General features: G+C 61.7%; 23 protein-coding genes. 15 read left to right on the forward strand and 8 right to left on the reverse strand.

Annotated elements, in window-relative coordinates:
* Nucleotide 1: 1 nt before the first annotated feature.
* The 12 genes from murD to AC1DU8_RS03070 all read left to right on the forward strand — a co-directional run bounded on the left by murD (nucleotide 2) and on the right by AC1DU8_RS03070 (nucleotide 12,845).
* A complete protein-coding gene (gene murD / locus AC1DU8_RS03015) occupies nucleotides 2–1,792 on the forward strand; it encodes a UDP-N-acetylmuramoyl-L-alanine--D-glutamate ligase (protein WP_477666623.1) in 1,791 nt (596 codons plus the stop codon).
* On the forward strand, nucleotides 1,789–3,045 hold the full coding sequence (gene ftsW, locus AC1DU8_RS03020) for a putative lipid II flippase FtsW (RefSeq protein ID WP_457281100.1): 1,257 nt from the start codon (nucleotides 1,789–1,791) through the stop codon (nucleotides 3,043–3,045). Before murD ends, ftsW begins: the two co-directional genes overlap by 4 nt.
* On the forward strand, nucleotides 3,042–4,124 hold the full coding sequence (gene murG / locus AC1DU8_RS03025; RefSeq protein WP_477666624.1) for an undecaprenyldiphospho-muramoylpentapeptide beta-N-acetylglucosaminyltransferase: 1,083 nt from the start codon (nucleotides 3,042–3,044) through the stop codon (nucleotides 4,122–4,124). Before ftsW ends, murG begins: the two co-directional genes overlap by 4 nt.
* Nucleotides 4,121–5,554, forward strand: a complete 1,434-nt coding sequence (gene murC, locus AC1DU8_RS03030) for a UDP-N-acetylmuramate--L-alanine ligase (protein ID WP_477666625.1) — start codon at nucleotides 4,121–4,123, stop codon at nucleotides 5,552–5,554. Before murG ends, murC begins: the two co-directional genes overlap by 4 nt.
* A complete protein-coding gene (locus AC1DU8_RS03035; protein WP_457281097.1) occupies nucleotides 5,551–6,528 on the forward strand; it encodes a D-alanine--D-alanine ligase in 978 nt (325 codons plus the stop codon). The genes murC and AC1DU8_RS03035 overlap by 4 nt, the downstream gene beginning before the upstream one ends.
* Nucleotides 6,525–7,328: a cell division protein FtsQ/DivIB gene (locus AC1DU8_RS03040; protein ID WP_457281096.1), complete on the forward strand. Its 804-nt coding sequence runs from the start codon at nucleotides 6,525–6,527 to the stop codon at nucleotides 7,326–7,328. The genes AC1DU8_RS03035 and AC1DU8_RS03040 overlap by 4 nt, the downstream gene beginning before the upstream one ends.
* A 4-nt stretch (nucleotides 7,329–7,332) precedes the next feature.
* Nucleotides 7,333–8,562, forward strand: coding sequence for a cell division protein FtsA (gene ftsA / locus AC1DU8_RS03045; protein WP_431098281.1), 1,230 nt, complete (start codon nucleotides 7,333–7,335; stop codon nucleotides 8,560–8,562).
* 146 nt (nucleotides 8,563–8,708) lie between these two features.
* Complete coding sequence (ftsZ, locus tag AC1DU8_RS03050; protein WP_457281095.1) at nucleotides 8,709–9,938, forward strand: cell division protein FtsZ; 1,230 nt, start codon at nucleotides 8,709–8,711, stop codon at nucleotides 9,936–9,938.
* 99 nt (nucleotides 9,939–10,037) lie between these two features.
* The gene (locus AC1DU8_RS03055) at nucleotides 10,038–11,015 is read left to right on the forward strand and encodes a dienelactone hydrolase family protein (protein WP_477666626.1); all 978 of its coding nucleotides are present in this window, start codon (nucleotides 10,038–10,040) and stop codon (nucleotides 11,013–11,015) included.
* Nucleotides 11,016–11,101: 86 nt separating this feature from the next.
* Nucleotides 11,102–12,025: a UDP-3-O-acyl-N-acetylglucosamine deacetylase gene (gene lpxC, locus AC1DU8_RS03060; protein WP_457281093.1), complete on the forward strand. Its 924-nt coding sequence runs from the start codon at nucleotides 11,102–11,104 to the stop codon at nucleotides 12,023–12,025.
* A gap of 17 nt (nucleotides 12,026–12,042) precedes the next feature.
* Nucleotides 12,043–12,219 carry a hypothetical protein gene (locus AC1DU8_RS03065; protein ID WP_457281092.1) on the forward strand — a complete coding sequence of 59 codons (177 nt, stop codon included), beginning with the start codon at nucleotides 12,043–12,045 and terminating at the stop codon, nucleotides 12,217–12,219.
* A 197-nt stretch (nucleotides 12,220–12,416) separates the two neighbouring features.
* Nucleotides 12,417–12,845 carry a hypothetical protein gene (locus AC1DU8_RS03070; RefSeq protein WP_477666627.1) on the forward strand — a complete coding sequence of 143 codons (429 nt, stop codon included), beginning with the start codon at nucleotides 12,417–12,419 and terminating at the stop codon, nucleotides 12,843–12,845.
* A gap of 18 nt (nucleotides 12,846–12,863) precedes the next feature.
* On the opposite strand, the gene ruvC is transcribed toward AC1DU8_RS03070, so the two are convergent.
* The 8 genes from ruvC to AC1DU8_RS03110 all read right to left on the reverse strand — a co-directional run bounded on the left by ruvC (nucleotide 12,864) and on the right by AC1DU8_RS03110 (nucleotide 20,378).
* Complete coding sequence (ruvC, locus tag AC1DU8_RS03075) at nucleotides 12,864–13,412, reverse strand: crossover junction endodeoxyribonuclease RuvC (RefSeq protein ID WP_457281090.1); 549 nt, start codon at nucleotides 13,410–13,412, stop codon at nucleotides 12,864–12,866.
* A gap of 42 nt (nucleotides 13,413–13,454) precedes the next feature.
* Nucleotides 13,455–14,435 (reverse strand): phosphatidate cytidylyltransferase, encoded by a 981-nt coding sequence (locus AC1DU8_RS03080; RefSeq protein WP_457281089.1) that lies wholly within the window; start codon nucleotides 14,433–14,435, stop codon nucleotides 13,455–13,457.
* A 19-nt stretch (nucleotides 14,436–14,454) separates the two neighbouring features.
* Nucleotides 14,455–15,087: a lysophospholipid acyltransferase family protein gene (locus tag AC1DU8_RS03085; protein ID WP_457281088.1), complete on the reverse strand. Its 633-nt coding sequence runs from the start codon at nucleotides 15,085–15,087 to the stop codon at nucleotides 14,455–14,457.
* A 29-nt stretch (nucleotides 15,088–15,116) separates the two neighbouring features.
* Nucleotides 15,117–15,866, reverse strand: coding sequence for a transglycosylase domain-containing protein (locus AC1DU8_RS03090; RefSeq protein ID WP_457281087.1), 750 nt, complete (start codon nucleotides 15,864–15,866; stop codon nucleotides 15,117–15,119).
* A gap of 13 nt (nucleotides 15,867–15,879) precedes the next feature.
* Nucleotides 15,880–16,719, reverse strand: a complete 840-nt coding sequence (gene aroE / locus AC1DU8_RS03095) for a shikimate dehydrogenase (RefSeq protein ID WP_477666629.1) — start codon at nucleotides 16,717–16,719, stop codon at nucleotides 15,880–15,882.
* Between the two features lie 48 nt (nucleotides 16,720–16,767).
* A complete protein-coding gene (locus tag AC1DU8_RS03100) occupies nucleotides 16,768–17,616 on the reverse strand; it encodes an energy transducer TonB (RefSeq protein WP_457281085.1) in 849 nt (282 codons plus the stop codon).
* A gap of 38 nt (nucleotides 17,617–17,654) precedes the next feature.
* Nucleotides 17,655–19,715, reverse strand: coding sequence for a ribonuclease catalytic domain-containing protein (locus AC1DU8_RS03105; RefSeq protein WP_457281084.1), 2,061 nt, complete (start codon nucleotides 19,713–19,715; stop codon nucleotides 17,655–17,657).
* Nucleotides 19,716–19,781: 66 nt separating this feature from the next.
* Nucleotides 19,782–20,378: a YqiA/YcfP family alpha/beta fold hydrolase gene (locus AC1DU8_RS03110; protein WP_457281083.1), complete on the reverse strand. Its 597-nt coding sequence runs from the start codon at nucleotides 20,376–20,378 to the stop codon at nucleotides 19,782–19,784.
* A gap of 206 nt (nucleotides 20,379–20,584) precedes the next feature.
* Here AC1DU8_RS03110 and rodA point away from each other — a divergent pair, with 206 nt between their 5' ends.
* The 3 genes from rodA to AC1DU8_RS03125 are packed head-to-tail and all read left to right on the forward strand — an operon-like array spanning nucleotide 20,585 to nucleotide 23,831.
* Nucleotides 20,585–21,739 (forward strand): rod shape-determining protein RodA, encoded by a 1,155-nt coding sequence (gene rodA / locus AC1DU8_RS03115; protein ID WP_457281082.1) that lies wholly within the window; start codon nucleotides 20,585–20,587, stop codon nucleotides 21,737–21,739.
* 13 nt (nucleotides 21,740–21,752) lie between these two features.
* Nucleotides 21,753–22,052, forward strand: a complete 300-nt coding sequence (locus AC1DU8_RS03120; RefSeq protein WP_457281081.1) for a hypothetical protein — start codon at nucleotides 21,753–21,755, stop codon at nucleotides 22,050–22,052.
* A gap of 33 nt (nucleotides 22,053–22,085) precedes the next feature.
* Nucleotides 22,086–23,831, forward strand: a complete 1,746-nt coding sequence (locus tag AC1DU8_RS03125) for a tetratricopeptide repeat protein (protein WP_477702014.1) — start codon at nucleotides 22,086–22,088, stop codon at nucleotides 23,829–23,831.
* Nucleotides 23,832–23,936: the final 105 nt, after the last annotated feature.

A 23,936-nucleotide genomic window follows, 5' to 3' on the forward strand; every position in this document is an offset into this window, starting at 1 on the left:
CATGCGGCATTTACAAGACCAAACCGTGTTGATTCTGGGCCTGGGCGCGTCCGGCCTGGCCATGGCGCGCTGGTGTTCGCGCCATGGGGCGCACGTGACGGTCGCCGACACGCGCGAAGCGCCACCCTTGCTCGCCACCTTGCGCGAAGAGCTTCCGGGTGTGAAATTTGTGGGCGGTGTCTTCACGCCCGAACTGGTGCAGGGCACGTCCGTACGCGCCGTCTATCGCTCGCCCGGTCTGACGCCCGAGACCATCGCGTCCGTGGCTGATGCCGCGCGCGCCATGGGATTGCCTGTGGGTGGAGAACTGGATTTGTTCGCGCGGGCTTTGGCGGATCTGCGCGAGCCACCGACCATTGAGGTAGTCGAAGAATCCGACCAAGCTGTTGTAGCTCCCGAGCCAATGGCTGACGTGCCCTTGCCCGATGCGCCCGAAGCTGTTGACGAAGCCGCTGTAGCCGATGCCGCTGATTCACCCGAAGACCAGGCCGCTGTGGCGGCCGACACTTCAGGCGATCTGCAAGAGACGGTCATTGCCGCACCGGATGCCGCGGACGACGCGCCGGTTCCAGATGAAGCCGGTGAAGATGCCACACTGCCCGCGGCCCTGCTGGCCCTGGTGCAAGTCGAACCTGTGCCGGGCTACCGCCCCGCAGTGCTGGCCATCACTGGCACCAATGGAAAAACCACGGTGACCTCGCTGCTGGGCCAACTGGTGCAGCGCGCCGGAAAAACCGTGGCCGTGGCCGGCAACATAGGCCCGACGCTGCTCGACACGCTGTCGGCCCATATGGACGCCGAAACCCTGCCCCAAGTCTGGGTGCTGGAGCTGTCCAGCTTCCAGCTGGCCGATGTGCAAGGTTTTGAGCCGACGGCTGCCGTGGTGCTCAACATCACGCAGGACCATCTGGACTGGCACGGCGACATGGACGCCTACGTCGCGGCCAAGGCCAAGGTCTTCGGTGTCAGCACCTTTATGTTGCTCAACCGTGACGATGCCCGCGTGATGGCCATGCTGCCACCGCCTGTCAAGGTGCGCCTGAAGCCACCTCAAGTGCGCGCCCATGCGACCTTCGGTGCCGGCGAGCCGCAGCGTCCCGGCGACTACGGCATTGAAACCGTCAACGGCATGACCTGGTTGGTGCGCGCGGCCGAGGCCGACGAAACCATCAAGCGCCGCAAAGACGAAGAGGTAGAGCTGCACGTGCAGCGCCTGATGCCTATCGAAGCCCTGCGCATACGCGGGCGGCACAACGCCACCAACGCCCTGGCGGCGCTGGGCCTGGCTGTGGCTGCGGGCTGCAACCTCGCCCCCATGCTGCACGGCCTGCGCGAATACCGCGGTGAGCCCCATCGCGTGGAGTCGGTGGCTGTCGTCAATGACGTTGAATACTTCGACGACAGCAAGGGCACCAACGTGGGCGCCACCGTGGCGGCTCTGACAGGGTTGGGACTGGAGCGCAAGCTGGTGCTCATTCTGGGCGGCGAAGGCAAGGGGCAGGACTTCTCACCGCTGGCCGACCCGGTGCAACGCCACGTCCGGGCCGTGGTGCTGATAGGGCGCGATGCGCCTCTCATCAAGGAGGTCTTGCCCCGCAATATTCCAGTGTTCGACGCCGTATCCATGGAGGAAGCGGTCACCCTGGCCGCGCAGCAGGCACAGACCGGTGACGCCGTCCTGATGTCGCCGGCCTGTGCAAGCTTCGACATGTTCGACAACTACGAGCACCGGGCCAAGGTCTTTTGTGAAGCCGTGCAGGCGCTGGCGCAAGAACAGGGGCAAATGCTGTGACGGCTGCCGCACGCTTTTTCGGCTGGTTCTCCGGTTTCGGCAAGGCCGCGTCGGAAGTCCTTCCCGTGCGGCTTGGCGGACACAGCCGGCCACAGACGCTGGCCGCACCTCCTGTTCGCATGGCCGGTTTTGACCAGGCGCTGCTGTGGGTCACCGTGGCCTTGTTGATGTGGGGCCTTGTGATGGTGTATTCAGCTTCCGTGGCCATGCCCGACAACCCCAAATTCGCGCGCTATGCGCATACCCATTTCCTGCTGCGCCATGTGTTGTCGCTGGTGGTCGCTCTCATCGTTGCCGTCCTGGCATTCCAGGTGCCGCTGGCCACATGGGAAAAACTGGCGCCCTGGCTGTTTGTCCTCTCCCTGTTGCTGCTGATACTGGTCCTGGTGCCCTTTATCGGAAAAGGCGTGAACGGCGCCCGCCGCTGGATTTCGCTGGGCATCATGAACTTTCAGCCTTCAGAGCTCGCGAAATTCGCGGTGCTTCTCTATGCGGCCGATTACATGGTTCGCAAGATGGAAGTGAAAGAGCGCTTCTTCCGCGCGGTGATGCCCATGGCTGTGGCCATAGCAATTGTCGGATTGTTATTGCTGGCCGAACCCGACATGGGCGCGTTCATGGTGATCTCGGTCATTGCGATGGGTATTCTCTTCCTGGGCGGTGTCAATGCCCGCATGTTCTTTGTCATCGCGGCTGTGGTGGTGGTTGCCTTCAGCTTGATGGTGATGCTCAGCGAATGGCGGCGTGAGCGCATCTTTGCCTACCTCGACCCGTGGAGCGATAAATACTCCATGGGCAAGGGCTACCAGCTCTCCCACTCCCTGATTGCCTTCGGCCGCGGCGAGATTTTCGGTGTGGGTCTGGGCGGCAGCATTGAGAAGCTGCATTGGCTGCCCGAAGCGCACACCGACTTCCTGATGGCCGTGATTGGCGAAGAGTTTGGCCTGTTGGGTGTGCTGGCTGTGATCGGCATGTTCATGTGGATGACCCGCCGCATCATGCACATCGGTCGCCAGTCGATTGCCCTGGACCGCCTGTTTGCCGGTCTGGTGGCGCAAGGCGTTGGCATCTGGATAGGTTTCCAGACCTTCATCAACATTGGCGTGAACCTCGGTGCGCTGCCTACCAAGGGTCTCACACTGCCGCTGATGAGTTATGGCGGTTCGGCGATTTTGATGAACCTGATTTCTTTGGCCGTGGTGTTGAGGATTGACTATGAGAATCGCCTGCTCATGAGAGGAGGCCGCGCATGAGCAAGCAACACTGTGCTTTGGTGATGGCCGGAGGAACGGGCGGGCACATTTTTCCGGGCCTGGCAGTGGCTGAGGCCCTGCGGGAGCGCGGCTGGCGGGTGCACTGGCTGGGCGGGCGTGGCAGCGCAGTCCGCCCCAGCATGGAAAGCCAGCTGGTGCCGCCCCGCGGCTTCCCTTTCGAATCGATTGATTTTTCCGGTGTGCGAGGCAAAGGGCCGGTCACGCTGGCATTCTTGCCCCTGCGCCTGCTCAAGGCGTTTTGGCAAAGCATCCAGGTGGTACGCCGCGTCAAGCCCGATGTGGTGGTTGGCCTGGGTGGCTACATCAGTTTTCCGGCCGGGATGATGAGCGTGCTGTTGGGTAAGCCCCTGGTTTTGCACGAGCAGAACTCGGTGGCGGGTATGGTCAACAAGGTGCTGGCGAGTGTGGCTGACCGCGTCTTCACCGCATTTCCGGGCGTGTTGCCCAAAGCCGAATGGGTAGGCAACCCCCTGCGGCCAGCATTTACCCGGCAGCCCGGCCCGCAAGAGCGTTTTGCCGGACGCAGCGGTCCCCTGAAACTGCTGGTGGTCGGCGGGAGCCTGGGCGCCCGGGGGTTGAACGAGCTGGTACCCAAAGCCCTCGCACTGATCCCTGAAGCAGAACGACCACAGGTCCTCCACCAAAGCGGCGCGCTGCAGATTGAAGAATTGCGCGCCAACTATGCGGCGGCTGGCGTATCGGCCGAGCTCACGCCTTTCATTGAAGACACCGCGAAGGCCTTCGCCGATGCCGACCTGATCATTTGCCGCGCTGGCGCCAGTACGGTCACGGAAATCGCCGCGGTGGGCGCTGCGGCAGTGTTCGTGCCTTTTCCCGCTGCGGTCGACGACCACCAGACAGTCAACGCGAAGTTCCTGGTCGACCAGGGAGGCGGATGGCTGATCCAGCAGCGCGACCTCAGCGCCGGAATGCTGGCAGAAATGCTACAAAAAACAGAGCGGCTTGCGCTTGTCCAGAAAGCCTTACAGGCCAAAACGATGCAAAAAACTGAAGCCACGGCCCGTGTGGTGGCCGCTTGTGAGGAGCTGGCGACATGAAACACGCCATCAAAAACATTCACTTCATCGGTCTGGGCGGCGCCGGCATGTCTGGCATCGCAGAGGTGCTGCACAACCTGGGATACGTCATTTCGGGGTCTGACCTGTCAGACAGCCCAACGCTGCGACGCCTGGGCAAGCTCGGCATCAAGACCTTCGTCGGCCACACCGCCGGCAACCTTGAGATGGTCGACGCCGTGGTGACATCCACCGCCGTACAGGCCGACAACCCCGAGGTTCTGGCGGCGCGTGAAAAACGCATTCCCGTGGTGCCGCGCGCGCTGATGCTGGCCGAACTGATGCGCCTGAAGCAGGGCATCGCGATCGCGGGGACCCACGGGAAAACCACCACCACCAGTCTCGTCGCCAGCGTGCTGGCCGAAGGCGGCCTGGACCCGACCTTTGTCATCGGCGGGCGCCTCAACAGCGCCGGCGCCAACGCCAAACTTGGTTCCGGCGACTACATCGTGGTCGAGGCTGACGAATCGGACGCTTCATTCCTGAACCTGCTGCCCGTGATGGCCGTCGTCACCAACATTGACGCCGACCACATGGAAACCTATGGCCACGATTTCGGCAACCTCAAGAAGGCTTTTGTCGACTTCCTGCACCGCATGCCTTTTTACGGTACGGCGATCTTGTGCACCGACGACCCGGCCGTGCGCGACATCCTGTCGCAGGTTTCCTGCCCCATTACCAGCTATGGTTTCGGCGAAGATGCGCAGGTGCGCGCCGTCAATGTGCGGCCGGTGGGCGCACAAATGCATTTCACGGCACAGCGCCGCAATGGCGTGACCTTGCCCGACATGGACGTGGTGCTCAACCTGGCCGGCGAGCACAACGTGCTCAATGCCCTGTCGGCCATTGCCATTGCCGTTGAGCTCAACGTGCCCGACGCGGCAGTACAGAAAGCGCTGGCTGAATTCCGGGGCGTCGGACGGCGCTTCCAGAGTTACGGGGACATGCCGGCCAAGGGCGGCGGGCATTTCACCGTGATAGAAGACTATGGCCATCACCCGGTGGAAATGGCCGCGACGCTGGCTGCCGCGCGCGGCGCCTTCCCCGGCCGGCGACTGGTGCTGGCTTTCCAGCCGCACCGCTACACCCGCACGCGTGACTGTTTTGAAGATTTCGTCAAGGTCATCGGCAACGCCGATGCGGTTCTGCTGTCCGAGGTATATGCCGCCGGTGAAGCACCCATCGTGGCCGCAGACGGACGCTCGCTGGCGCGGGCTTTGCGCGTGGCCGGCAAGGTAGAACCTGTCTTTGTGGACGAGATCGATGCCATGCCGCAGGCCATCCTCGACAACACGCTGGATGGCGACATCGTGATGTGCATGGGTGCCGGATCCATCGGCATGGTGCCCGCAAGGGTTGCAGAAATGCTGGAGCCGGCAGGGCATGGCGGCACCAGGGAGGTCCGGACATGAAAGCAGACATGTTGAATTTTGGAAAAGTCGCCGTCCTGATGGGCGGGCTATCGGCCGAACGCGAAGTTTCGCTGATGTCTGGTAACGGGGTACTGAAAGCGCTTCGCTCGCGTGGCGTGGATGCCCACGCCTTCGATCCTGCCGAGCGCGACCTGAGCGAGCTGAAGGAGGATGGGTTCGAGCGTTGCTTCATCGCATTGCATGGACGCTTCGGCGAGGATGGCACGGTGCAAGGCGCGCTCGAATTGCTGGGCATTCCCTACACCGGCTCCGGCGTCATGGCTTCCAGCATGGCCATCGACAAGGTCATGACCAAGCGCGTGATGATCTCCGAAGGATTGCCGACACCTCAATACCGCCTGTTGCGCCGCGGCACTTATGGCGCTGCCGACATTGCCGCGTTGCCGGATGCGCTCGGCCTGCCGTTGATCGTCAAACCGGCACGCGAAGGTTCATCGATCGGGCTGACCAAGGTGACGGAACGCTCCGCCATGGCCGGCGCAGTGGCACAGGCCGAAAAACTCGATGCCGATGTCCTGTGCGAGCAATTCATCAGCGGTGACGAAGTGACCTGCCCGGTGCTGGGTACCGGTGCCGGCGCGCGCGCGCTGCCGGTCATCCGCATAGTAGCGCCCGACGGTAACTACGACTACCAGAACAAATACTTCACCGACAGCACCCAGTACCTGGTTCCCTGCGGGCTGCCCGAGGGCGAAGAGGCGGTCATCCAGCAGCTTGTGCTGGACACCTTTCGCATTCTCAATTGCCGCGGCTGGGCCCGCGCCGACGTGATGATAGACAAGGCCACGCGCAAGCCCTACCTGCTGGAGATCAACACGTCGCCGGGAATGACCGGGCATTCGCTGGTGCCCATGTCCGCCCGTGCGGCCGGAATCTCGTATGAAGACCTTTGCATCGAAGTGCTGAAGACTGCTTCGCTCGATCACCAGAAACACGGAGGAGCCGCCACTTGAGCAGAGCCCTGCCACTGCCGCCTTCCTTGCCGCTGGACGTCAAGCTCATGAACACCTTCTCGGTGGTTCTGGGCCTGGCGTTTGCCGCCATGGTTGCGTCACTGGCTGTGGCGTGGCTCATGCGCCAGTCCCTGTTCAGCCTGAGCGCGATCCGTGTGGAGGGCGACCTGGCGCACAACAACGCGGTGACGCTGCGGGCCAATGTGGCGCCCAGGTTGTCCGGCAATTTTTTCACGGTGAACCTGGGTGCCACGCGCGCGGTGTTCGAGTCTGTTCCCTGGGTGCGCAGGGCGCTGGTGCAGCGCGAATTTCCCAACCGGCTGAAGGTGGTGCTGCAGGAACACAAGCCGGTGGCGTTCTGGGGGGCTGAGGGCGATGCCCGGCTCGTCAACAGCTTTGGTGAAGTGTTTGAGGCCAACCAGGGCGACGTCGAGGCAGAAGACCTGCCGGTGCTCAATGGGCCGCCGGGTCAGGCGGCGCAGGTACTGCAGGCCTACCAGGCGCTTGCGCCGATGTTCGATGAAACAGATGCCACGCTGGAGCAATTGCAGATGACCGGCCAGGGTGGCTGGCGTGCCCAGCTGGACAGCGGCGCCGTGATCGAGCTCGGGCACGGGTCACTGGACGAAATACAGGCACGCACCCGCCGCTTTATTGCCACGGTGACGCAGGTGTCATCCCGGTACGGGCGGGACCTGGAGTCCGCCGACCTGCGTTACGGCAATGGTTATGCGATCAGGCTCAGGGGTGTCACCACGGGAAGCCCCGCTGACAAAGACGACGGAAAGAAAAAAAGGTAAACATATGGCCAAGGAATACAAAGATCTGGTGGTCGGGCTGGACATCGGAACCAGCAAGGTCATGGCGGTGGTGGCCGAGGTCATGCCGGGCGGGGAGCTCAAGCTTGCCGGCCTGGGCATCGCGGCGAGCAACGGGCTCAAACGCGGGGTGGTTGTCAATATTGACGCCACGGTGCAAAGCATCCAGCAGGCCCTGAAAGAGGCCGAACTGATGGCCGATTGCAAGATCGCCCGCGTCTACACCGGCATTACCGGTAGCCACATCCGCGGCATCAACTCCAGCGGCATGGTGGCGGTCAAGGACAAGGAAGTCACGCAGGCCGACGTGGCGCGCGTGATCGAGACGGCCAAGGCCATCAACATCTCGACCGACCAGCGCCTGCTGCTGGTGGAGCCGCAGGAGTTCGTGATCGACGGCCAGGACGTGCGCGAACCCATCGGCATGAGCGGCATACGCCTGGAAGCCAAGGTGCACATCGTGACGGGCGCCCAGAGTGCTGCTGAAAACATCATCAAATGTGTGCGGCGCTGCGGGCTTGAAGTCGATCAACTCATGCTCAATCCGCTGGCTTCGAGCCTGGCGGTATTGACACAGGACGAGCAGGAGCTCGGTGTGGCCATGGTCGATATCGGTGCCGGCACCACCGACGTGGCCATCTTCACCGGTGGCGCCATCCGGCACACCGCGGTGATCCCGATCGCCGGTGACCTGATCACCAGCGACATCGCGATGGCGCTGCGTACGCCCACCAAGGACGCAGAAGACATCAAGGTGGAAAGCGGTTACGCCAAGCAGCTGCTGGCCGACCCCGACACGCAGGTGGAAGTGCCGGGTCTGGGAGACCGGGGGCCGCGCATGCTGAGCAAGCAGGCACTGGCGGGCGTGATCGAGCCGCGCATCGAGGAAATTTTTTCGCTGGTCCAGCAGGTGATCCGCGAGTCGGGCTACGAAGAGGTGTTGTCTTCGGGCATCGTCATTACCGGTGGCAGTGCCGTCATGCCCGGCATGGTGGAGCTCGGCGAGGACATCTTCCTCAAGCCCGTGCGACGCGGCATACCGCGCTACAACAGTGCGCTGTCAGACATGGTGGCCCAGGCCCGGGCAGCCACGGTCATGGGCTTGCTCGAAGAAGCCCGGCTTGCGCGCATGCGGGGCTACAAGGTGTCGCAAAAGGCAGGCAGTGTGCACAACGCATTCGGCCGTGTCAAAGACTGGTTTGTGGGGAACTTCTGATGAAAACCTACTTCACTTTTATCGGCAGACCATCCCGTTGTATGCATTCCGGCGGGGCGGATCCCCCTGCATGAAGAAGCCATGTCAACCATAAATACAAATTTCCGATTATTGGCAACTGCAGTTTATTGATTAGGAGGCTCCCAATGAGCATCGAAATGATTGAAATCGAAGAATTTAACCAGGGCACACAGATCAAGGTGATCGGTGTGGGCGGCGGTGGCGGCAATGCCGTTGGGCACATGATCGAATGCGGCGTACAAGGCGTCGAATTCATCTGCGCCAATACCGACGCGCAGGCGCTCAGCCGCGGCAGCGCGCACAAGACCATCCAGCTGGGTGCCAGCGGCCTGGGCGCGGGCAGCAAGCCCGACAAAGGGCGCGATGCAGCCGAGCTGGCGGTGGACGATATCCGCAGCGCCATTGCTGGCGCGCACATGTTGTTCATCACCGCGGGCATGGGCGGCGGCACCGGTACCGGTGCGGCTCCTGTGATCGCGCGCGTGGCCAAGGAGATGGGCATCCTGACCGTCGGCGTGGTGACCAAGCCGTTTGATTTTGAAGGCGGGCGCCGCATGACCAATGCCGACCTCGGCCTGGCCGAACTCGAAGCCAACGTTGACTCACTGATCGTGGTGCTCAATGAAAAGCTGCTCGAAGTGCTGGGCGACGACGTCACGCAGGATGAGGCTTTTGCCCATGCCAACGACGTGCTGAAAAACGCCGTCGGCGGCATCGCCGAAATCATCAACGTGCCCGGCCACGTCAACGTCGACTTTGAAGACGTGCGCACCGTGATGGGTGAACCCGGCAAGGCCATGATGGGAACGGCCAAGGCCAACGGTCCTGATCGTGCGCGCATCGCCGCCGAACAGGCTGTAGCTTGCCCGCTTCTGGAAGGCATTGACCTGTCGGGCGCCAAAGGCGTTCTGGTGCTGATCACCGCGGCCAAGGGCTCGCTCAAGCTGAGCGAATCCAAGCTGGCGATGAACACCATCCGCGCATACGCTTCCCCCGATGCGCATGTGATCTACGGCACGGCCTACGACGATGAGCTGGGCGACGACATCCGTGTGACCGTGGTCGCAACCGGCTTGTCCCGCCAGGGCGTGCGCCGCCATGCGCCGCCGCTGCAGGTGCTGCGCACGGGTACTGACAACGTGCCGTTCAACGTCCCGACGCTGAACACAACGGCCAATGGCGCCGGCACGGCGCAGACGGCCATGGGATCGGCACAGCCTGACTACGGCAACATGTCGGTGCCCAGCGTGTGGCGCACCAACCGGACCCAGGCGGCGGCAAAAGTCGATGCCCTGGCTTCTGGCGGGATGGACGACTTCGAGATTCCTGCCTTTCTGCGCAAGCAGGCCGATTAAGGTTCTCGCAAGTGGATCATTAAAAGGGTGGACTGGTTGCAGTCCGCCCTTTTTTCTGGCCTTTCCAATTCGGAGCATCTCAGGAAGAAAGAGGTCGCCATGGACATGCGAGGGCTTTGCGCCGCGCTGGTCGTTCTTTTCGCACAACCTGCGGTTGCCCAGACCGCCAGGCCCGAGGCGGCCGAAAAAGTGAGTTGGCCCAGCATGGTGTGTGCGGGTACTCCCTTTGTCTGCAACAAGCTCCATGCGCAGGGCTACCTGTTCAGCCAGCCCGGGCAGACGAAGATTGTGCTGATCTCGCACGGATCGCAGGGTATCGACAGCCGCATGTTCGACTATGTGGACAGCCTTCAGAAGGAGGGTTTCGCAGCGCTGGTGATCGATCACTGGAAGCCTCGAGGCATCGACGTGACGCACAACGACTATCCGGCGGCATCGCGCAAAGGCGGTAACGAATTCAATATGGCCATTGACAGCCTCGCAGCTGCCGGCTGGTTGCGCGGCCGCGGTTTCGAGAAGGTCGGCAGCATCGGTGAGTCGCAGGGTGGCGGTGCCGCAGTCATGATGCAGCAGAAATTCGCCCACGCACTGATTGAGCGCAACATGCGGCGCTTGTACGCCGACGACTTCAACCTCAAACCCGTCGATGCGGTGGTGGGTTTGTATGGCTACTGCGGTTACCGCAATGCCCGGCGTGACGCCTACGTGAATTCCCCATTTCTTTTCATCACGGGTGAAGTGGACGACGAAACCCCGAGCCGGTACTGTGAACGCCACGTGGGCTGGATGAACGGGCGCGGCGGCAACGCGAAGATCGTGGTACTGGAAGGCGAGGGCCACAGTTTCGACGCGCCTTACAAACGGCAACGCAATGTCTTTGGGCCGCACTATGCCAAATGCGATGTTTTGGTCGACGAATCGGGCGTGACCGAACTTAACAGCGGCATCACCATGCCCGGCGACGACGTCAACGCCGTGATGGCCCGATGTGTCAGCAAGGTTTTCCACACGGGCTACTGGAAGAATCGCTTCGTCGCGGTGCCGCACTGGACGGCATTCTTCAGGCAGCACCTGTAGCAGGGCAAGACTTGTAGCACTTTGGCTATGGTGGCCATCAAAGACTCCAACTGCGGCAATCGGCTGCAACACTTAAAATCACCCATATGCTTCAGCAACGTACCCTTAAATCCCTGACCAAAGCCGTGGGCGTGGGCCTGCACAGTGGCCAGCGGGTGGAACTTACCTTGCGCCCCGCCGCGCCGGACACGGGCATCGTGTTTCGCCGTGTGGATTTGCCGCAGCCGGTGGACATCGCCATCTCCGCGCAGGCCGTGACGGACACACGGCTGGCTTCCACCATTTCCAGCGGCAACGCCAAGGTGCACACGGTAGAGCATTTGATGTCGGCTTGCGCGGGCCTGGGGATTGACAACCTGTATGTGGACATCACGGCGGAAGAGGTTCCCATTCTGGATGGTTCGGCTTCCTCTTTTGTATTTTTGCTGCAATCTGCCGGCATTGCGCTGCAGGCCGCGCCCAAGCGCTTTATCCGCGTGATCAAGCCTGTGGAAGTGCGCGAAGGCGAGGGCGCCACGGCCAAGTGGGCGCGTTTGAGTCCCTACGAAGGCTACAAACTCAGTTTTGAAATTGATTTCGACCACCCTGCGGTGGACTCCACCGGTCAGCGCGTGGAGTTCGACATGGGTTCGGGCGCCTACACACGCGACATCGCGCGGGCCCGTACCTTCGGTTTCACCAAGGATGTGGAAATGATGCGCGCCAATGGTCTGGCGCTGGGTGGCGGACTGGACAATGCCATCGTCATGGACGACTACAAGGTGCTCAACAGCGACGGGCTGCGTTACAACGACGAATTCGTGAAGCACAAGATCCTCGATGCCATGGGCGACCTCTATTTGCTGGGCAAACCGCTGCTGGCCGCCTACAGCGCATTTCGCTCCGGCCACGCAATGAACAACAAGCTGCTGCGCGAGCTGCTGTCGCACCAGGACGCCTACGAAGTCGTCACCTTCGAGGACGAGAAAAAAGCACCGCAGGGCTTCGCCACGCTGGCGCGTGCCTGGTAGGGCCGGCGGAACACGCCATGCTGCTGTTTCGCTGGCTCATCCTGCTGTTTTTGCTGGCCGCGGTGGTGTCGTTCATGTTTTACGCCGGTACTGGGCAGCCACGGTTCAAGCAGTTCGGGCTCACCATTCTCAAGTGGACGCTGATCGCCGCGTTTGGCTTTTTCGGCGTATTGGTACTTGAGCGTCTGGCATAGCGTCAGCCATCGTGACTGCGATGGCGGCCCAGCCGCTGCCTGTTGGCGATTGTCGGCTGGTCCGTTTTATGGTCCTTACCGCTATAGTTCGCTCATAACGATTTGCCCCTGCACCGGGCGGTAACGCTGAGGCGCCGTGTGCATGCGCCTGTGGTGTTCGATGACCTGCCCCCCGGCATAACTCCCGGAGATGACCCATGAGCTTCATCAAAGTCCTTATCGTGCTCGGCCTTGCTGGTTTTGGGTATCAATACTGGACCAAACACCGTGAGGGCCAGCCGGTGGTGGCCTCAACTGGCTCTGCGGGAAGCTCAGGTTCAAATGGATTTGTGGCGTTGCCCGGAACGAGCAGTACCGCTTCCAATGCGGTACAGGTTATTGCCGCCGAGGATTGCCCGGAAGAGGCGGCCCAGCGCGCAAATAGCCTGGCCGAGCAGCTTTCGGGCAAGGGGATTCCGGTTACCCGCACCCACAGTATCAGCTTCACCGTGACAAGTGGCGATGCCGCCGACGCCCAGCGCATCTCGTCCATCATGAGTGGCGAACTGCCCATAGTGCTGGTGCGCGGAAAAGCCAAGTCGAACCCTTCATTGGATGAGGTGGTCGCTGAATACCGCGGCCGCTAAGGCGCAGATCACCGCGATCTAACGGCTTCGTCCGTTCCTGTAGTTCCCCGTGGGTTTTGCGCCGGTTCCCGCCGCCGCAGCCAGCCTCTGCATCGCGGTACCGACATGGGCGTGGGTAATCGCCAGCCCCAGCGCATCGGCCGCGTCTTTGCCGGGCAGGGAGGGCAGCTTCAGCAGGCGCATCACCATCTCCTGCACCTCGGCCTTGCCCGCCTTGCCATAGCCCGCAACCGCCTTTTTGAGCTGTAGCGCCGTGTATTCGGCCACTGTCAGCTGGCGCGAGACCAGGGCCGTGATGCAGGCCCCGCGCGCCTGGCCCAGCAGCAGCGTCGCCTGCGGGTTGACGTTCACAAACACGATTTCGACAGAGGCCGCATCGGGCTGGTAGCGCTCCACCACTTCGCACACGCCCTCGAACAGCACCTTCAGCCGGCCCGGCAAATCGCTGCGTTCCATATGCGTGGTCTTGATGGTGCCGCTGGCCACATAACGCAGATGCTGGCCGTCCATGTCGATCACGCCAAAACCTGCGACCTGCAGGCCGGGGTCGATGCCGAGGATTCTCATATGCTATACATTTGATAGCTGCTCGCGCATGGTTTCATTGGGTTACAGGCCAAAATACCATCTAACTGAATGAAAAAATATGGGTGCGCCAAAGCACAGCGCATCCACGCGGTCCAGCAGGCCGCTGGCACCGGTGACGCCCACGCCGCGGTTCCCCCAGTTGGGAATACCGCGATCACGCTTGAGGGCTTTCATCACCAGGTGCCCGAGCGAGCCTGATACGCAGGCAATGAAGGCCATGGCCACCGCCTGCGCCGGCTTGAAGGGCGTGAGGCCCGCGAGCAGGCCGCCCAGCAGGCTGGCCCCAACGACGGCGATCAACCAGCTGGTCCAGTTAAAGCTCTTGCTGACATTGGGCGCGCTGCCCGGCCGTTGCAGTTTGCGGCCCACCAGGTGCTGGACGATCATGCAGCTTTGCACTACAAACACCAGGAAGAACACCAGAAAGGCGTTTTTGCCCTGGTAGTTGGGAAACTTCAGCAGCAGCAGGGCAGGCACATGGCTGATGCCGTAGACGCAGACCATGATGCCCCATTGCAGCTTGGCGTTGCGTTCGAGGAAACGGTGCGGGTCGTCGGCCAGCGCGCTGACCACCGGGATCGCCAGGAACACGTAGACCGGAATGAACACGGTCACCAGGTCAAAGTGCCGCGTGATGACCAGTGCAAACTGCACCGGCAGCACGACAAAAAAAGCCAGCACCAGACTGCGGTGGTCACCCTGCCGGGTGGGTGAAAGCGTGATGAACTCGCGCAGCGCAAAAAAGGCGACCATGCCGAACAGCACGGTCGCCACGGTTTCTCCCAGCGTCCAGCCGATCCAGAACACCGTGGACATGAACCACGAGGTGCGCAGCAGGCCGTTGAATTCTTTCAGCTTCTGGGTGTGCAGGTCGTCTTCATGGGTGTCCTTCAGCGACATCACGAAGGCGGCCACACTGATGAGTGTCAGGATGCCGAACACCAGCACGAACAGCAGGCCGACCTGGTGTGAGGGAGAAAGGTTGCGCAAAAAGGTGTTCATCAGGATTCCAGGCCTTGTGTCAGGTTTCCCTGAGATCCATGACGGCCTGGCGCGCACGCGTCAGGAATTCGCCCCGGTCTTCCCCGGCACCCAGCGCAATCGGCGCGCCGAAGGTGACCGAACAGAGAATGGGCACCGGCACGACTTCCCCCTTGGGCATGACGCGCTGCACATTGTTGATCCAGGCCGGCACCAGCACCACCTGCGGGAATTTGAGTGCCAGGTTGTACAGGCCCGCCTTGAATTTTTGCGGCTCTTCGTGGTTGCCGCGTGTGCCTTCCGGAAAGAGGATGATCGAGTCACCGCTGGTCAGGGCCTCGATCAGCGGCTCCAGCGGGTCCTGGTCGCCGGTCTTGGCACGGTCCACGTAAATCGCATTGAAGACCGCCGTGGTGATCCATTTCTTGAAAGGCGTTTTGGTCCAGTAGTCTTTCGCGGCGATCGGCCGCGTGATGCTGCGAAGCTCTTCCGGCAGCGCCGCCCACATCAGCACCAGGTCGGCATGGCTCTGGTGGTTGGCAAAATAAATACGCTGTTCCGCCTTGGGCGGGCAGCCTTGCCAGCGGGCCTGTGCACCGGTCAGCGTGCGGATCAGCCCCAGCAGGAAAAGCCCCATCAGCTTGGCCAGGATGGGAGAAAATTTGTCGTTCATGGGGTTCGGCCCTTTTTGCTGTTCAGCATTCAGGGCAGTTCCACACCGCCCATGCGGGCCGTGATGGTGCTGGCGCGCGAAGCCAGGTAGCCCGAGCCGGGCCGCGTTTCAAAGTATTTGGGGCGCGGCAGCATGACGGCCAGCCGCGCGGATTCATAGGCGCTCAGTTTTGACGCAGGCTTGCGATAGTAATGCTGCGCTGCGGCCTCGGCGCCAAAAATGCCTTCGCCCCACTCCACGCTGTTGAGGTAAATCTCCAGAATGCGCTCCTTGCCGAGCAGGGCTTCGAGCAGCAGCGTTAGCACCAGCTCCTGGCCTTTGCGGAGCAGCGTGCGCTCACCCGACAGGAAAAGATTTTTGGCGAGCTGCTGGGTAATGGTAGAGCCGCCAATGATTTTCACCGGTCTGGCGGGTGTCGCCGTTGCCTTGGCGGGAGCCAGGCGGCTGGCGGACTGTGCGGCGCGCAGCTCGGCCTTGGCGTTTTTGTCCCAGGCTTTCTCAAGTGCCTCCATGTCCACGCCGTCATGCTCGGCGAAGCTGGCGTCTTCCGATGCGATTACCGCACGCTTGAGGTTGTCCGGCAGGTCGTCGTAAGGCACCCATTGCTGCCGCCATTTGAGGGATCCGGTGTTGCGAACTACCAGGTAGGCTTCCGAGCGCTGAAAAGCGGTGGATTCCGGGTCCACCACGGCCATCATGGCAATGCGCGCCACAAAAAACAGTTGCAGCGCCAGACCTGCCAGCAGCCCGAGGCCGATGAGTCTGAAGAGCGCTTTCATGGCGTGCGTGCCTTCATGCCAGCTGCGCCCGCATTTCCCGCAATACCTGGGCAGAGGGCGGACGAACCCCGCGCCACAGCGCGAAGGCCTCGGCGGCTTGCTCCACCAGCATGCCCAGCCCGTCGCGCGGCGTCGCGCCGTTTTCCCGGGCCCAGGCCATGAAGCCCGCAGCTGGGGGGCCGTACATCATGTCGCAGGCCAGCGCGCCGGGCTTGAGTACGCTCGCCGGAACCGGCACACCCGCGCCCGCCAGGCTGCTTGCGCTGGCATTGACAATTACATCGAAATAGCCCTGCAACCCTTGTAAGTCGTGCGCGAGCAGCTCCGTTTTTTGTAGCAAACCTTGCATGGACGAGTGTGTCCGGTGCCGTGCCACCAGCACGTCGGCTTTCGCCCGCGTGCGGTTGACCAGCACCAGACGGCGTGGCCCGGCCCCCAGCAGGGCGGCCAGCGCGCCGGCACCGGCACCCCCCGCTCCGATCAGCAGCACGTCGCGCCCGGCCAGCGAAACACCGGCGTTGTTCTGGATGTCGTTCACCAGGCCTACGCCGTCGGTGTTGTCGGCGTGGATGGCGCCGCCTTGCAGCACCAACGTGTTGGCGGCCTGGGCCAATTGCGCCCTGTCGGTCCGTGTGCTTGCGGCTTCAAAAGCTTGCAGCTTGAAAGGCACGGTGACGTTGCAGCCTTTTACGCCGCCCCGTACCAGTTCAGCCAGTGTGGCGCCGAACGCCTCCAGCGGCACCAGCAGGCGTTCGTACTGCAGGGATTGCCCCGTGAGCTCGGCAAATCGTGCGTGAATCAACGGAGACTTGCTGTGCGCGATCGGGTTGCCCAGGACGTAGTATTTATCCATGGCGGGGCCGGGTGTTCATGTGCGTGGGGCTGAAAGCAGCAGTCGGGGCTAGCGGCTGGTGAGTTTGGTTTCAAGCGTGTCATCGCGCGTGAACTTGAAGCGCGACACCACCACGATCTGGTCCGCCTTGCTGCGCATCGCATCGCTGAACTTGCCGAAAGGCCCGGTGCCGCGCACGATGCTTTGCGCACGCCGGTCCAGCGTCAGGTTGCCCGAGGTCTGCACGACTTCCGTGTCGATCACGCTGCCGTCAAAATTCACCGTCACAATCATCGTGAGTTCACCGTACAGTTTTTTGCCGGCCAGCTCGGGGAAGTTCACCGTCCCCTTGTCTTCAATCTTGCGGCGCAGTTCGTCGTAATAAACGGCGTAGACCTCTTCACGTGTGGCCGGGCTGATGTAGCGCTTTTTCGGCCGTGCGTTTTCTTCGTTGATGCGCCGCTCGATTTCCGCCAGGATCTTGACGAGCTGCTTGCGTTTTTCCTCGCGCTCGGCCTGCGCCGGGTTGTTGGCGGGCTGTGTTGGGTCGGGCGGTGGCATGGAGGCCAGCTGCTTTTTGATTTGCGCGAGCAACTGGGTTTGCTGCTCCTGCAGAGAATCGACCTTGCGCTGGGCGTCTTCGGTGGCGTCGCCCAGCTCCATCAGGGCCGAAGGCGGCAAGGGGGAGGTGGCGCGGCCTTTTTCCATCTCGCCACCACCGGCCAGCGAGGCCTGCGCGATGGCTTTGGCAAAGTCAGGCTTTTCGTTGGACTTGGCGTTGACCAGGATTACTTCCAGCGGCGTGTCCTGAAAGACGCGGTTGAAGCGGTCCGGATCAACAAAACGCGCCGTCAGCAACACCGCATGAAAGGCGATGGAGGCGCCCAGGGCGATTTGCAGTGTGCTTGGTGACTTCACAGGAAGAGATTATCGGTGTTTATGAGCGTATTGCGGTGTTAACCGGCGACCGGAGCCGCCACAGCGGCATCGGTTTGTGGCTCATTGACATCGACTGCAATCGAGATCGGGCCGGCGGCCATCTCGGACTCGCCATCCTCCTCGCCCAGCGGATCAGGAGACTCATCCATCTCCACGTCCAGCCGCTCGACCACTGTGCCGGAAATATCCAGTGTGATCTCGTCGATCTCGCCCAGCTTTATACGCACTTTCGCGCCACGCGGCAGGCCCTGCGCACCGGCGGCCGGCAGCACCAGCGGCAACTCGTCGGCGCGCACCAGGTTGTCCTTGAAGGCGGTGGCGGTCAGCTCGGTGAGGCTGTTCTGCTGCAGGTATTTGAGTGTCCAGTAGCGCTCGATGCCGGCCTGGAAACCGTTGTAGGCGCTGTAGGCGGCATCAAAGCCCGAGATGATGGAAAACAGCTCGGCGTCCTTGGGCTTGAACGGCGCAGCCAGTGCCGCCGTGCGGCCATGGCGTGCGCAGGCAATGATTTGCCACTGGTTGACCAGGTCGGTGTAGCGGCGCAGTGGCGAAGTGCTCCAGGCATAGCTTTTGACGCCGATGCCCGCATGCGGCAGGGCCTTGGTGCCCATGCGCACTTTCACGCCGGGCAAGAGGCTGGCCTGGCTGCGGTAAATGCCAGGCACGCCGTGCGCGGCCAGCCACTCGCCCCAGGTGCTGTTCGCCAGGATCATGGCCTCGGCCACGATCAAATCCAGCGGTGCGCCGCGCTGGCGCGTACTGATGCTGACCGTCTCGTTGCCCTGGGGCTCGGCGCCTGTGGGGTTGTCCAGCCTGAAGTTGTAGTCTGGCCGGTTGAAGTTTTCTGGCTTGCCGCGCACGATTTCGCGCTGCGCCTTCAGATGTTTGGCCAACCGGTGCAGAAAGGTCAGCTCCACACCCCATTGCACGCCGGTAGGCGGATTGCTTTGCGCGGTTTCAAAAAAAGCCTCGGTGAAGGTGCTGTCCAGCACGTCGTGGCGCAGGTTGCTGACGATGGGCACCAGCTCCAGTCGGGTGGCGCTTTCCTTGATTTCGAGTGTGGCCTCATCCAGCGTGAGGTACAGCGACAGCGCAGGGCAGTTGCGGCCTTCCTGCAGCGTGTAGCTTTTGACGATTTCATCCGGCAGCATGGTCAGCTTGTAGCCGGGCATGTACACGGTGGAAAGCCGCGCGCGGCCCACGGTGTCGATCGGGCTGCCGGGCAATACGGCCAGGCCTGGCGCGGCGATGTGGATGCCAAGCGTGACAGTGCCGCTGCCCAGGCCCTGCACGGACAGCGCATCGTCGATCTCGGTAGTGGCTGAGTCGTCGATGGAGAAAGCCTTCACATCGGCCAGCGGCAGCTCGTCCTTGACTTCAGGCGCTTGCAGCGCCGGAAAGCCCGTGCCCTTGGGGAAGTTCTCAAACAAAAAGCGCTTCCAGTGAAACTGGTAAGGCGAAGCGATGGCACCGGCCTTTTGCAGCAAATCGAGCGGCGCGGTGTGCGTGGCGCGCGAGGCTTCGACGACTGCCTTGTATTCGGCGCTGTTCTTGTCGGGCTTGAAGAGGATTTTGTAAAGCTGATCGCGCACCGGCGCCGGGCATTCGCCGCGGCCCAGTTCTTCGGCCCAGGCGGTGATTTGCGCTGCGACCTGCTTTTTCTTTTCGATGGCGGCCAACGCCTGCTGCAGGATTTCCGCCGGTGCCTTCTTGAAGCGGCCCTTGCCGGCACGGCGAAAGTAGTGCGGCGCGTCATACAGGCGAAAGAGCGCGGCGGCCTGTTGCTCCAGCGAGGCGGCTTTGCCGTCGGCGCTGAAGTAATCGCGCGCCAGGTCGGCAAAGCCGAATTCGTCTTCGCTGGCGAATTCCCAGGCCAGATCCAGCTCAATATCGTGGCTCAGCTTTTGGCCGGCGGCCACCATCTCGGCAGGGGATGGCTTTTCAAACTTCAGCAGGGCATTAACGCCCTTGACCTTCACACGCTTGCCCGAGTCGAGCTCAACCTGCAGCGACGCATCGCTCTCGGACAAAATGCGGCCGGCCAGGAACTTGCCGGCTTCTTCAAACAATACAAACAAAACGGGATCCCTTTGGTGTCTTTGATGACTTGGGACTAGTGTAATCAGGGCTGCTTCAGAGAGATTTCAGGCCAATGCCAGGAAGTCGAGGATGGTCGGCAGATGCCGGTCAAAGTCGCTCAGTGCATGGTCACCGCCTTCCAGCAGCCGGATGTGAGCGCCCGCATAACGGGCCGTCATTTCACGCCAGTCCAGCACTTCATCCCCTTTGGCAATGATGGCGAGGTAGTTTTGCGGCGCTTTCAGCGGCCCGGCGTGCTGCGCTTTCAGCTCATCCACAAAGCGGGGCTCGAAGAAAAAGTGCTCTTGCGGGTTGTGCCAGGCCGTTTGCTCGCCGATGTAGCGGGCGAGGTCGCGCGCCGGCTCCACGGCCGGGTTGAGCAGCACGGCCTTGCACCCAGCCTGTTCGGCCACCGCAGTGGCGTAAAAGCCGCCCAGCGAAGAGCCGATCACGCCCATGCTTTGGTAGCCCGACTTGCCGGGCCAACCGGCAATTTCGTCCTTCACCATCTGCAGCGCGGCGTGCGGCGAAGGCGGCAGCTGCGGGCACCACCAGTGAACGGCGGGATGGCGCTGCTGCACGGCAGCGGCCATTTTCCGGGCCTTCACGGATTGCGGGGACGAGCGAAATCCGTGGAGATAGAGCAGGTGGGTGGTGCGCATGCCGCATGTTAGACGGGCCGGCCACCCCCAGGTTTTGCCGGAGCCGATTTCCCGGGTTTCGCGGTGTTTGATGCCGGTTTTAAGTGAAACAGGGTTTTTGGTCAATCAGGCCGGGCGCAAGCAGCTATGTAATTGATAGCAATGCCCGCTTTCGCGGGATGCCCGGCCACGCGTTTTCGGCTTCAAGGCTGACGGATAATCCGCGCATGGCCGCCGTTTTCGACAAACCCTCCCTTTATCAGCGAACCTTGCCTTTGCTCCAGGGCTTTGACGGCCTGCTGGCGTTTGCGGTGTTTTTGCTGGCCTGTGCAGGCCTCCTGATCATGTATTCGTCAGGGTATGACCACGGCACCCGGTTTGTTGACCATGGCCGCAACATGCTGATTGCCGGCGCCATCATGTTTGTGGTGGCCCAGGTTCCACCCCAGCGCCTGATGGCGTTTGCCGTGCCGCTGTACATCGCCGGCGTGGCCTTGCTGGTGGCGGTGGCGATTTTCGGCGTCACCAAAAAGGGCGCGCGGCGCTGGCTCAATGTGGGCGTGGTGATCCAGCCCAGCGAAATCCTGAAAATTGCCATGCCGCTGATGCTGGCCTGGTGGTTCCAGAAGCGCGAAGGCCAGTTGCGCCCGCTGGACTTCCTGGCCGCCGGGCTGTTGCTGGTCGTTCCGGTCGGGCTCATCATGAAGCAGCCTGATCTGGGAACCTCCCTGCTGGTGCTGGCCGCGGGGCTCGCGGTGATCTTTTTTGCCGGGCTGAGCTGGAAGCTGATCCTGCCGCCGGTGCTGCTGGGCCTCATTGGCGTGTTCCTCGTGGTGTGGTTCGAGCCGCAAATCTGCGCCGACGGCGTGCGCTGGCCCATCCTGCACGACTACCAGCAGCAGCGCATCTGCACGCTGCTCGACCCGTCGCGCGATCCGCTGGGCAAGGGCTTTCACATCATCCAGGGCATGATCGCCATCGGCTCGGGCGGCATCACCGGCAAGGGCTTTATGGCCGGAACGCAGACACACCTGGAGTTCATTCCCGAGCGCACCACCGACTTCATCTTCGCGGCGTACTCCGAAGAGTTCGGTCTGTTGGGCAATCTGTTGTTGATTGCTGCATTCATCTTCCTGATTTTGCGCGGACTGGCCATTGCGCTGGAGGCATCGACCCTGTTTTCGCGCCTGCTGGCCGGTGCGCTGACCATGATCTTTTTCACCTATGCTTTCGTCAATATGGGCATGGTCAGCGGCATCCTGCCCGTGGTGGGCGTGCCGCTGCCTTTCATCAGCTATGGCGGCACGGCCATGGTGACGCTGGGACTGGCCATCGGCATGCTGATGTCGATCGCCAAGGCCAAGCGCTTGGTGCAGAGCTAACAAGGAGGTTCATATGGGGTTTTTTGACTGGTTTGATACACGGGCCGCAAGTCAGTGCGGCATTTCGCTGGCGGAACTCGTGATCCGCGAGCTGCCGGCCAAAGAGTCGGTGAAAGAAAAGAAATTTGCGGAAAAAGCAGAAAAAACGCTGATAAAGATGTCGCATGAACTCGCTGCCTTTAAACGGGCCAACAAACTCAATACCTACCAAAAAGCCAAGCTGGGTAATGCCTTTTTGTGGACATTGAAAGACCGCGGCGTTAATGATGCCTATGCCGACGATTTGACGCGGTGGCTTTCCTTGCAGCTGTAGTTTTTCGGTTTTTGGGGCAGTATGTTCGGACTTTTGAAAAAAATCCTGCCGACCTCGTCGAGCGCGGTAGCCAGCGTTGGTGCGCCTGACAAGGATCGTTGCGCTGAACTCAAAAAGAATGGCAATGCCTTGTTGGCAGAAGGCAAGCTTTATGAGGCGGCTTTGTGCTACGGCGAGGCAACGAAGGCCGATCCGGAAGATGTCTTCGCATTGATCAATCTCGGATATGTATTAAGTGAGCAGGGTCACCTTCTGGAAGCCAAGGCGGCACTTGAACAGGCCGTAAGTCTGGATCCCACACAGCATGACGCGCATTTCATGTTGGGAACGCTCGCACAGCGGGAGGCAAACGTATCTCAGGCCATTCACCGATTCAAGAAGGTTGTGCTGCTTGCGCCAGAGTTTGAACCGGCCTATCGTGAATTGGGCTATGAACTCTTTCAACATGAGCAGATGACAGAGGCGGAAGAGATCATGCAGGAAGGCATTCGCCGATTTCCCGAATCAGTCGGGCTTCTCTGCAATCTGGGAAACCTGTACAGCGCCCAGAATTTGCCGCTCAAGGCGATAGCGCCCTACGAAAAAGCCCTTGCGCTGGAGCCGGAGAACGCCCAATTCATGAGCAACCTGGGGGCCGCGTACGAGGCCGCGGGAGATTTCGCACGGGCGATTCCGTTGATGCGGCGGGCACTGGATCTCAATCCAGGGGACGCAAATACGCTGGTTCACCTCGGTATTTCTTTGGGTGAACAGGGCTTCCATGATGACTCCATCAAATGCTACCGGACAGCCCTTGAGCTGGACTCCGGGCATTTTGCTGCCCATTTCAATCTCGGTTTTGGCGCCCTGCTGCATGGCGACTATGCAACGGGCTGGACGGAATACGAGTGGCGGCTCAGGAGCGCGAAAGAAAAAGATGTGAAAGAGCGCAAGGTCTTTGCCAAGCCTCTTTGGCTCGGTGGAGAGGTCATCGCCGGTCAAACGATCCTGCTCTCGTGTGAACAGGGGTTTGGGGACACCATCCAGTTTTGCAGATACGCCACGGAAGTGGCCGCGCTGGGCGCGCACGTGGTGCTTCAGGTGCAGGCGGGACTTAAAGAGCTGATGGGTACTCTTCCAGGGGTGACCCGCGTTCTGGAGGAGCATGAGCCCTTGCCGCCGTTTGATTGCTATTGCCCCTTGATGAGCCTTCCATTGGCCCTGGGGCATCATCGGACCGGGTTTGTGCCGGCGAGCTTGTCTTATTTGAAAGCCGATCCCGATAAAAAGGCGGCCTGGCAACAGCGGCTTGCTGCCATGGCTGGATCGGCTACCCCTCGGGTGGGCATTGTCTGGTCCGGCAACGCCAAACAGAAGCGCGACCGGCTACGCTCTCTGCGACTTGCGGAATTTCTGCAAGCCCTGCCCGACGGAATGCCGGCGATATGCCTTCAACCCGTGCTTCGTGAAGTGGACATTCCTGTCATGAAGACGCAACCTCACATCCTCCGTCCGGGCGAGGCGCTGAAGACTTTCGCCGATACGGCGGCGGTGATCGACTCACTTGATCTGGTCGTCACGTCGGATACCAGCGTGGCACACCTTGCGGGTGCTATGGGTAAACCGGTATGGATTCTGGTTCCCTACATCCCCGACTGGCGTTGGCTGCTGGAGAGAAGCGATAGCCCCTGGTATCCGAGTGCAAGGTTATTTCGCCAGGCCACGGCTGGGGACTGGCGTCAACCCCTGGAGCAGGTGCGCGAAGCGCTGTCAATGCGTTACCAGCCGCTAATTGCCTGAGTTCACTGAGGGCCCGCGCAAGGCATCATGACCGCGACTTGCCTTGCGACGGCCGGAACTCGGCGGGCAAAGCCCTGGGCCTCGTACCGGCCTGTGCACGGGCCC

The organism is Polaromonas sp. P3_A5 (assembly GCF_056403055.1).

Coding starts and splice junctions, on each gene's coding strand:
- AC1DU8_RS03120 (WP_457281081.1), top strand. CDS start 21,753: ATGGGGTTTTTTGACTGGTTTGATACACGGGCCGCAAGTCAGTGCGGC.
- AC1DU8_RS03055 (WP_477666626.1), top strand. CDS start 10,038: ATGGACATGCGAGGGCTTTGCGCCGCGCTGGTCGTTCTTTTCGCACAA.
- lpxC (WP_457281093.1), top strand. CDS start 11,102: ATGCTTCAGCAACGTACCCTTAAATCCCTGACCAAAGCCGTGGGCGTG.
- AC1DU8_RS03110 (WP_457281083.1), bottom strand. CDS start 20,378: ATGCGCACCACCCACCTGCTCTATCTCCACGGATTTCGCTCGTCCCCG.
- AC1DU8_RS03085 (WP_457281088.1), bottom strand. CDS start 15,087: ATGAACGACAAATTTTCTCCCATCCTGGCCAAGCTGATGGGGCTTTTC.
- murG (WP_477666624.1), top strand. CDS start 3,042: ATGAGCAAGCAACACTGTGCTTTGGTGATGGCCGGAGGAACGGGCGGG.
- murC (WP_477666625.1), top strand. CDS start 4,121: ATGAAACACGCCATCAAAAACATTCACTTCATCGGTCTGGGCGGCGCC.
- AC1DU8_RS03035 (WP_457281097.1), top strand. CDS start 5,551: ATGAAAGCAGACATGTTGAATTTTGGAAAAGTCGCCGTCCTGATGGGC.
- rodA (WP_457281082.1), top strand. CDS start 20,585: ATGGCCGCCGTTTTCGACAAACCCTCCCTTTATCAGCGAACCTTGCCT.
- AC1DU8_RS03090 (WP_457281087.1), bottom strand. CDS start 15,866: ATGAAAGCGCTCTTCAGACTCATCGGCCTCGGGCTGCTGGCAGGTCTG.
- ruvC (WP_457281090.1), bottom strand. CDS start 13,412: ATGAGAATCCTCGGCATCGACCCCGGCCTGCAGGTCGCAGGTTTTGGC.
- ftsZ (WP_457281095.1), top strand. CDS start 8,709: ATGAGCATCGAAATGATTGAAATCGAAGAATTTAACCAGGGCACACAG.
- AC1DU8_RS03065 (WP_457281092.1), top strand. CDS start 12,043: ATGCTGCTGTTTCGCTGGCTCATCCTGCTGTTTTTGCTGGCCGCGGTG.
- AC1DU8_RS03080 (WP_457281089.1), bottom strand. CDS start 14,435: ATGAACACCTTTTTGCGCAACCTTTCTCCCTCACACCAGGTCGGCCTG.
- ftsA (WP_431098281.1), top strand. CDS start 7,333: ATGGCCAAGGAATACAAAGATCTGGTGGTCGGGCTGGACATCGGAACC.
- murD (WP_477666623.1), top strand. CDS start 2: ATGCGGCATTTACAAGACCAAACCGTGTTGATTCTGGGCCTGGGCGCG.
- aroE (WP_477666629.1), bottom strand. CDS start 16,719: ATGGATAAATACTACGTCCTGGGCAACCCGATCGCGCACAGCAAGTCT.
- AC1DU8_RS03070 (WP_477666627.1), top strand. CDS start 12,417: ATGAGCTTCATCAAAGTCCTTATCGTGCTCGGCCTTGCTGGTTTTGGG.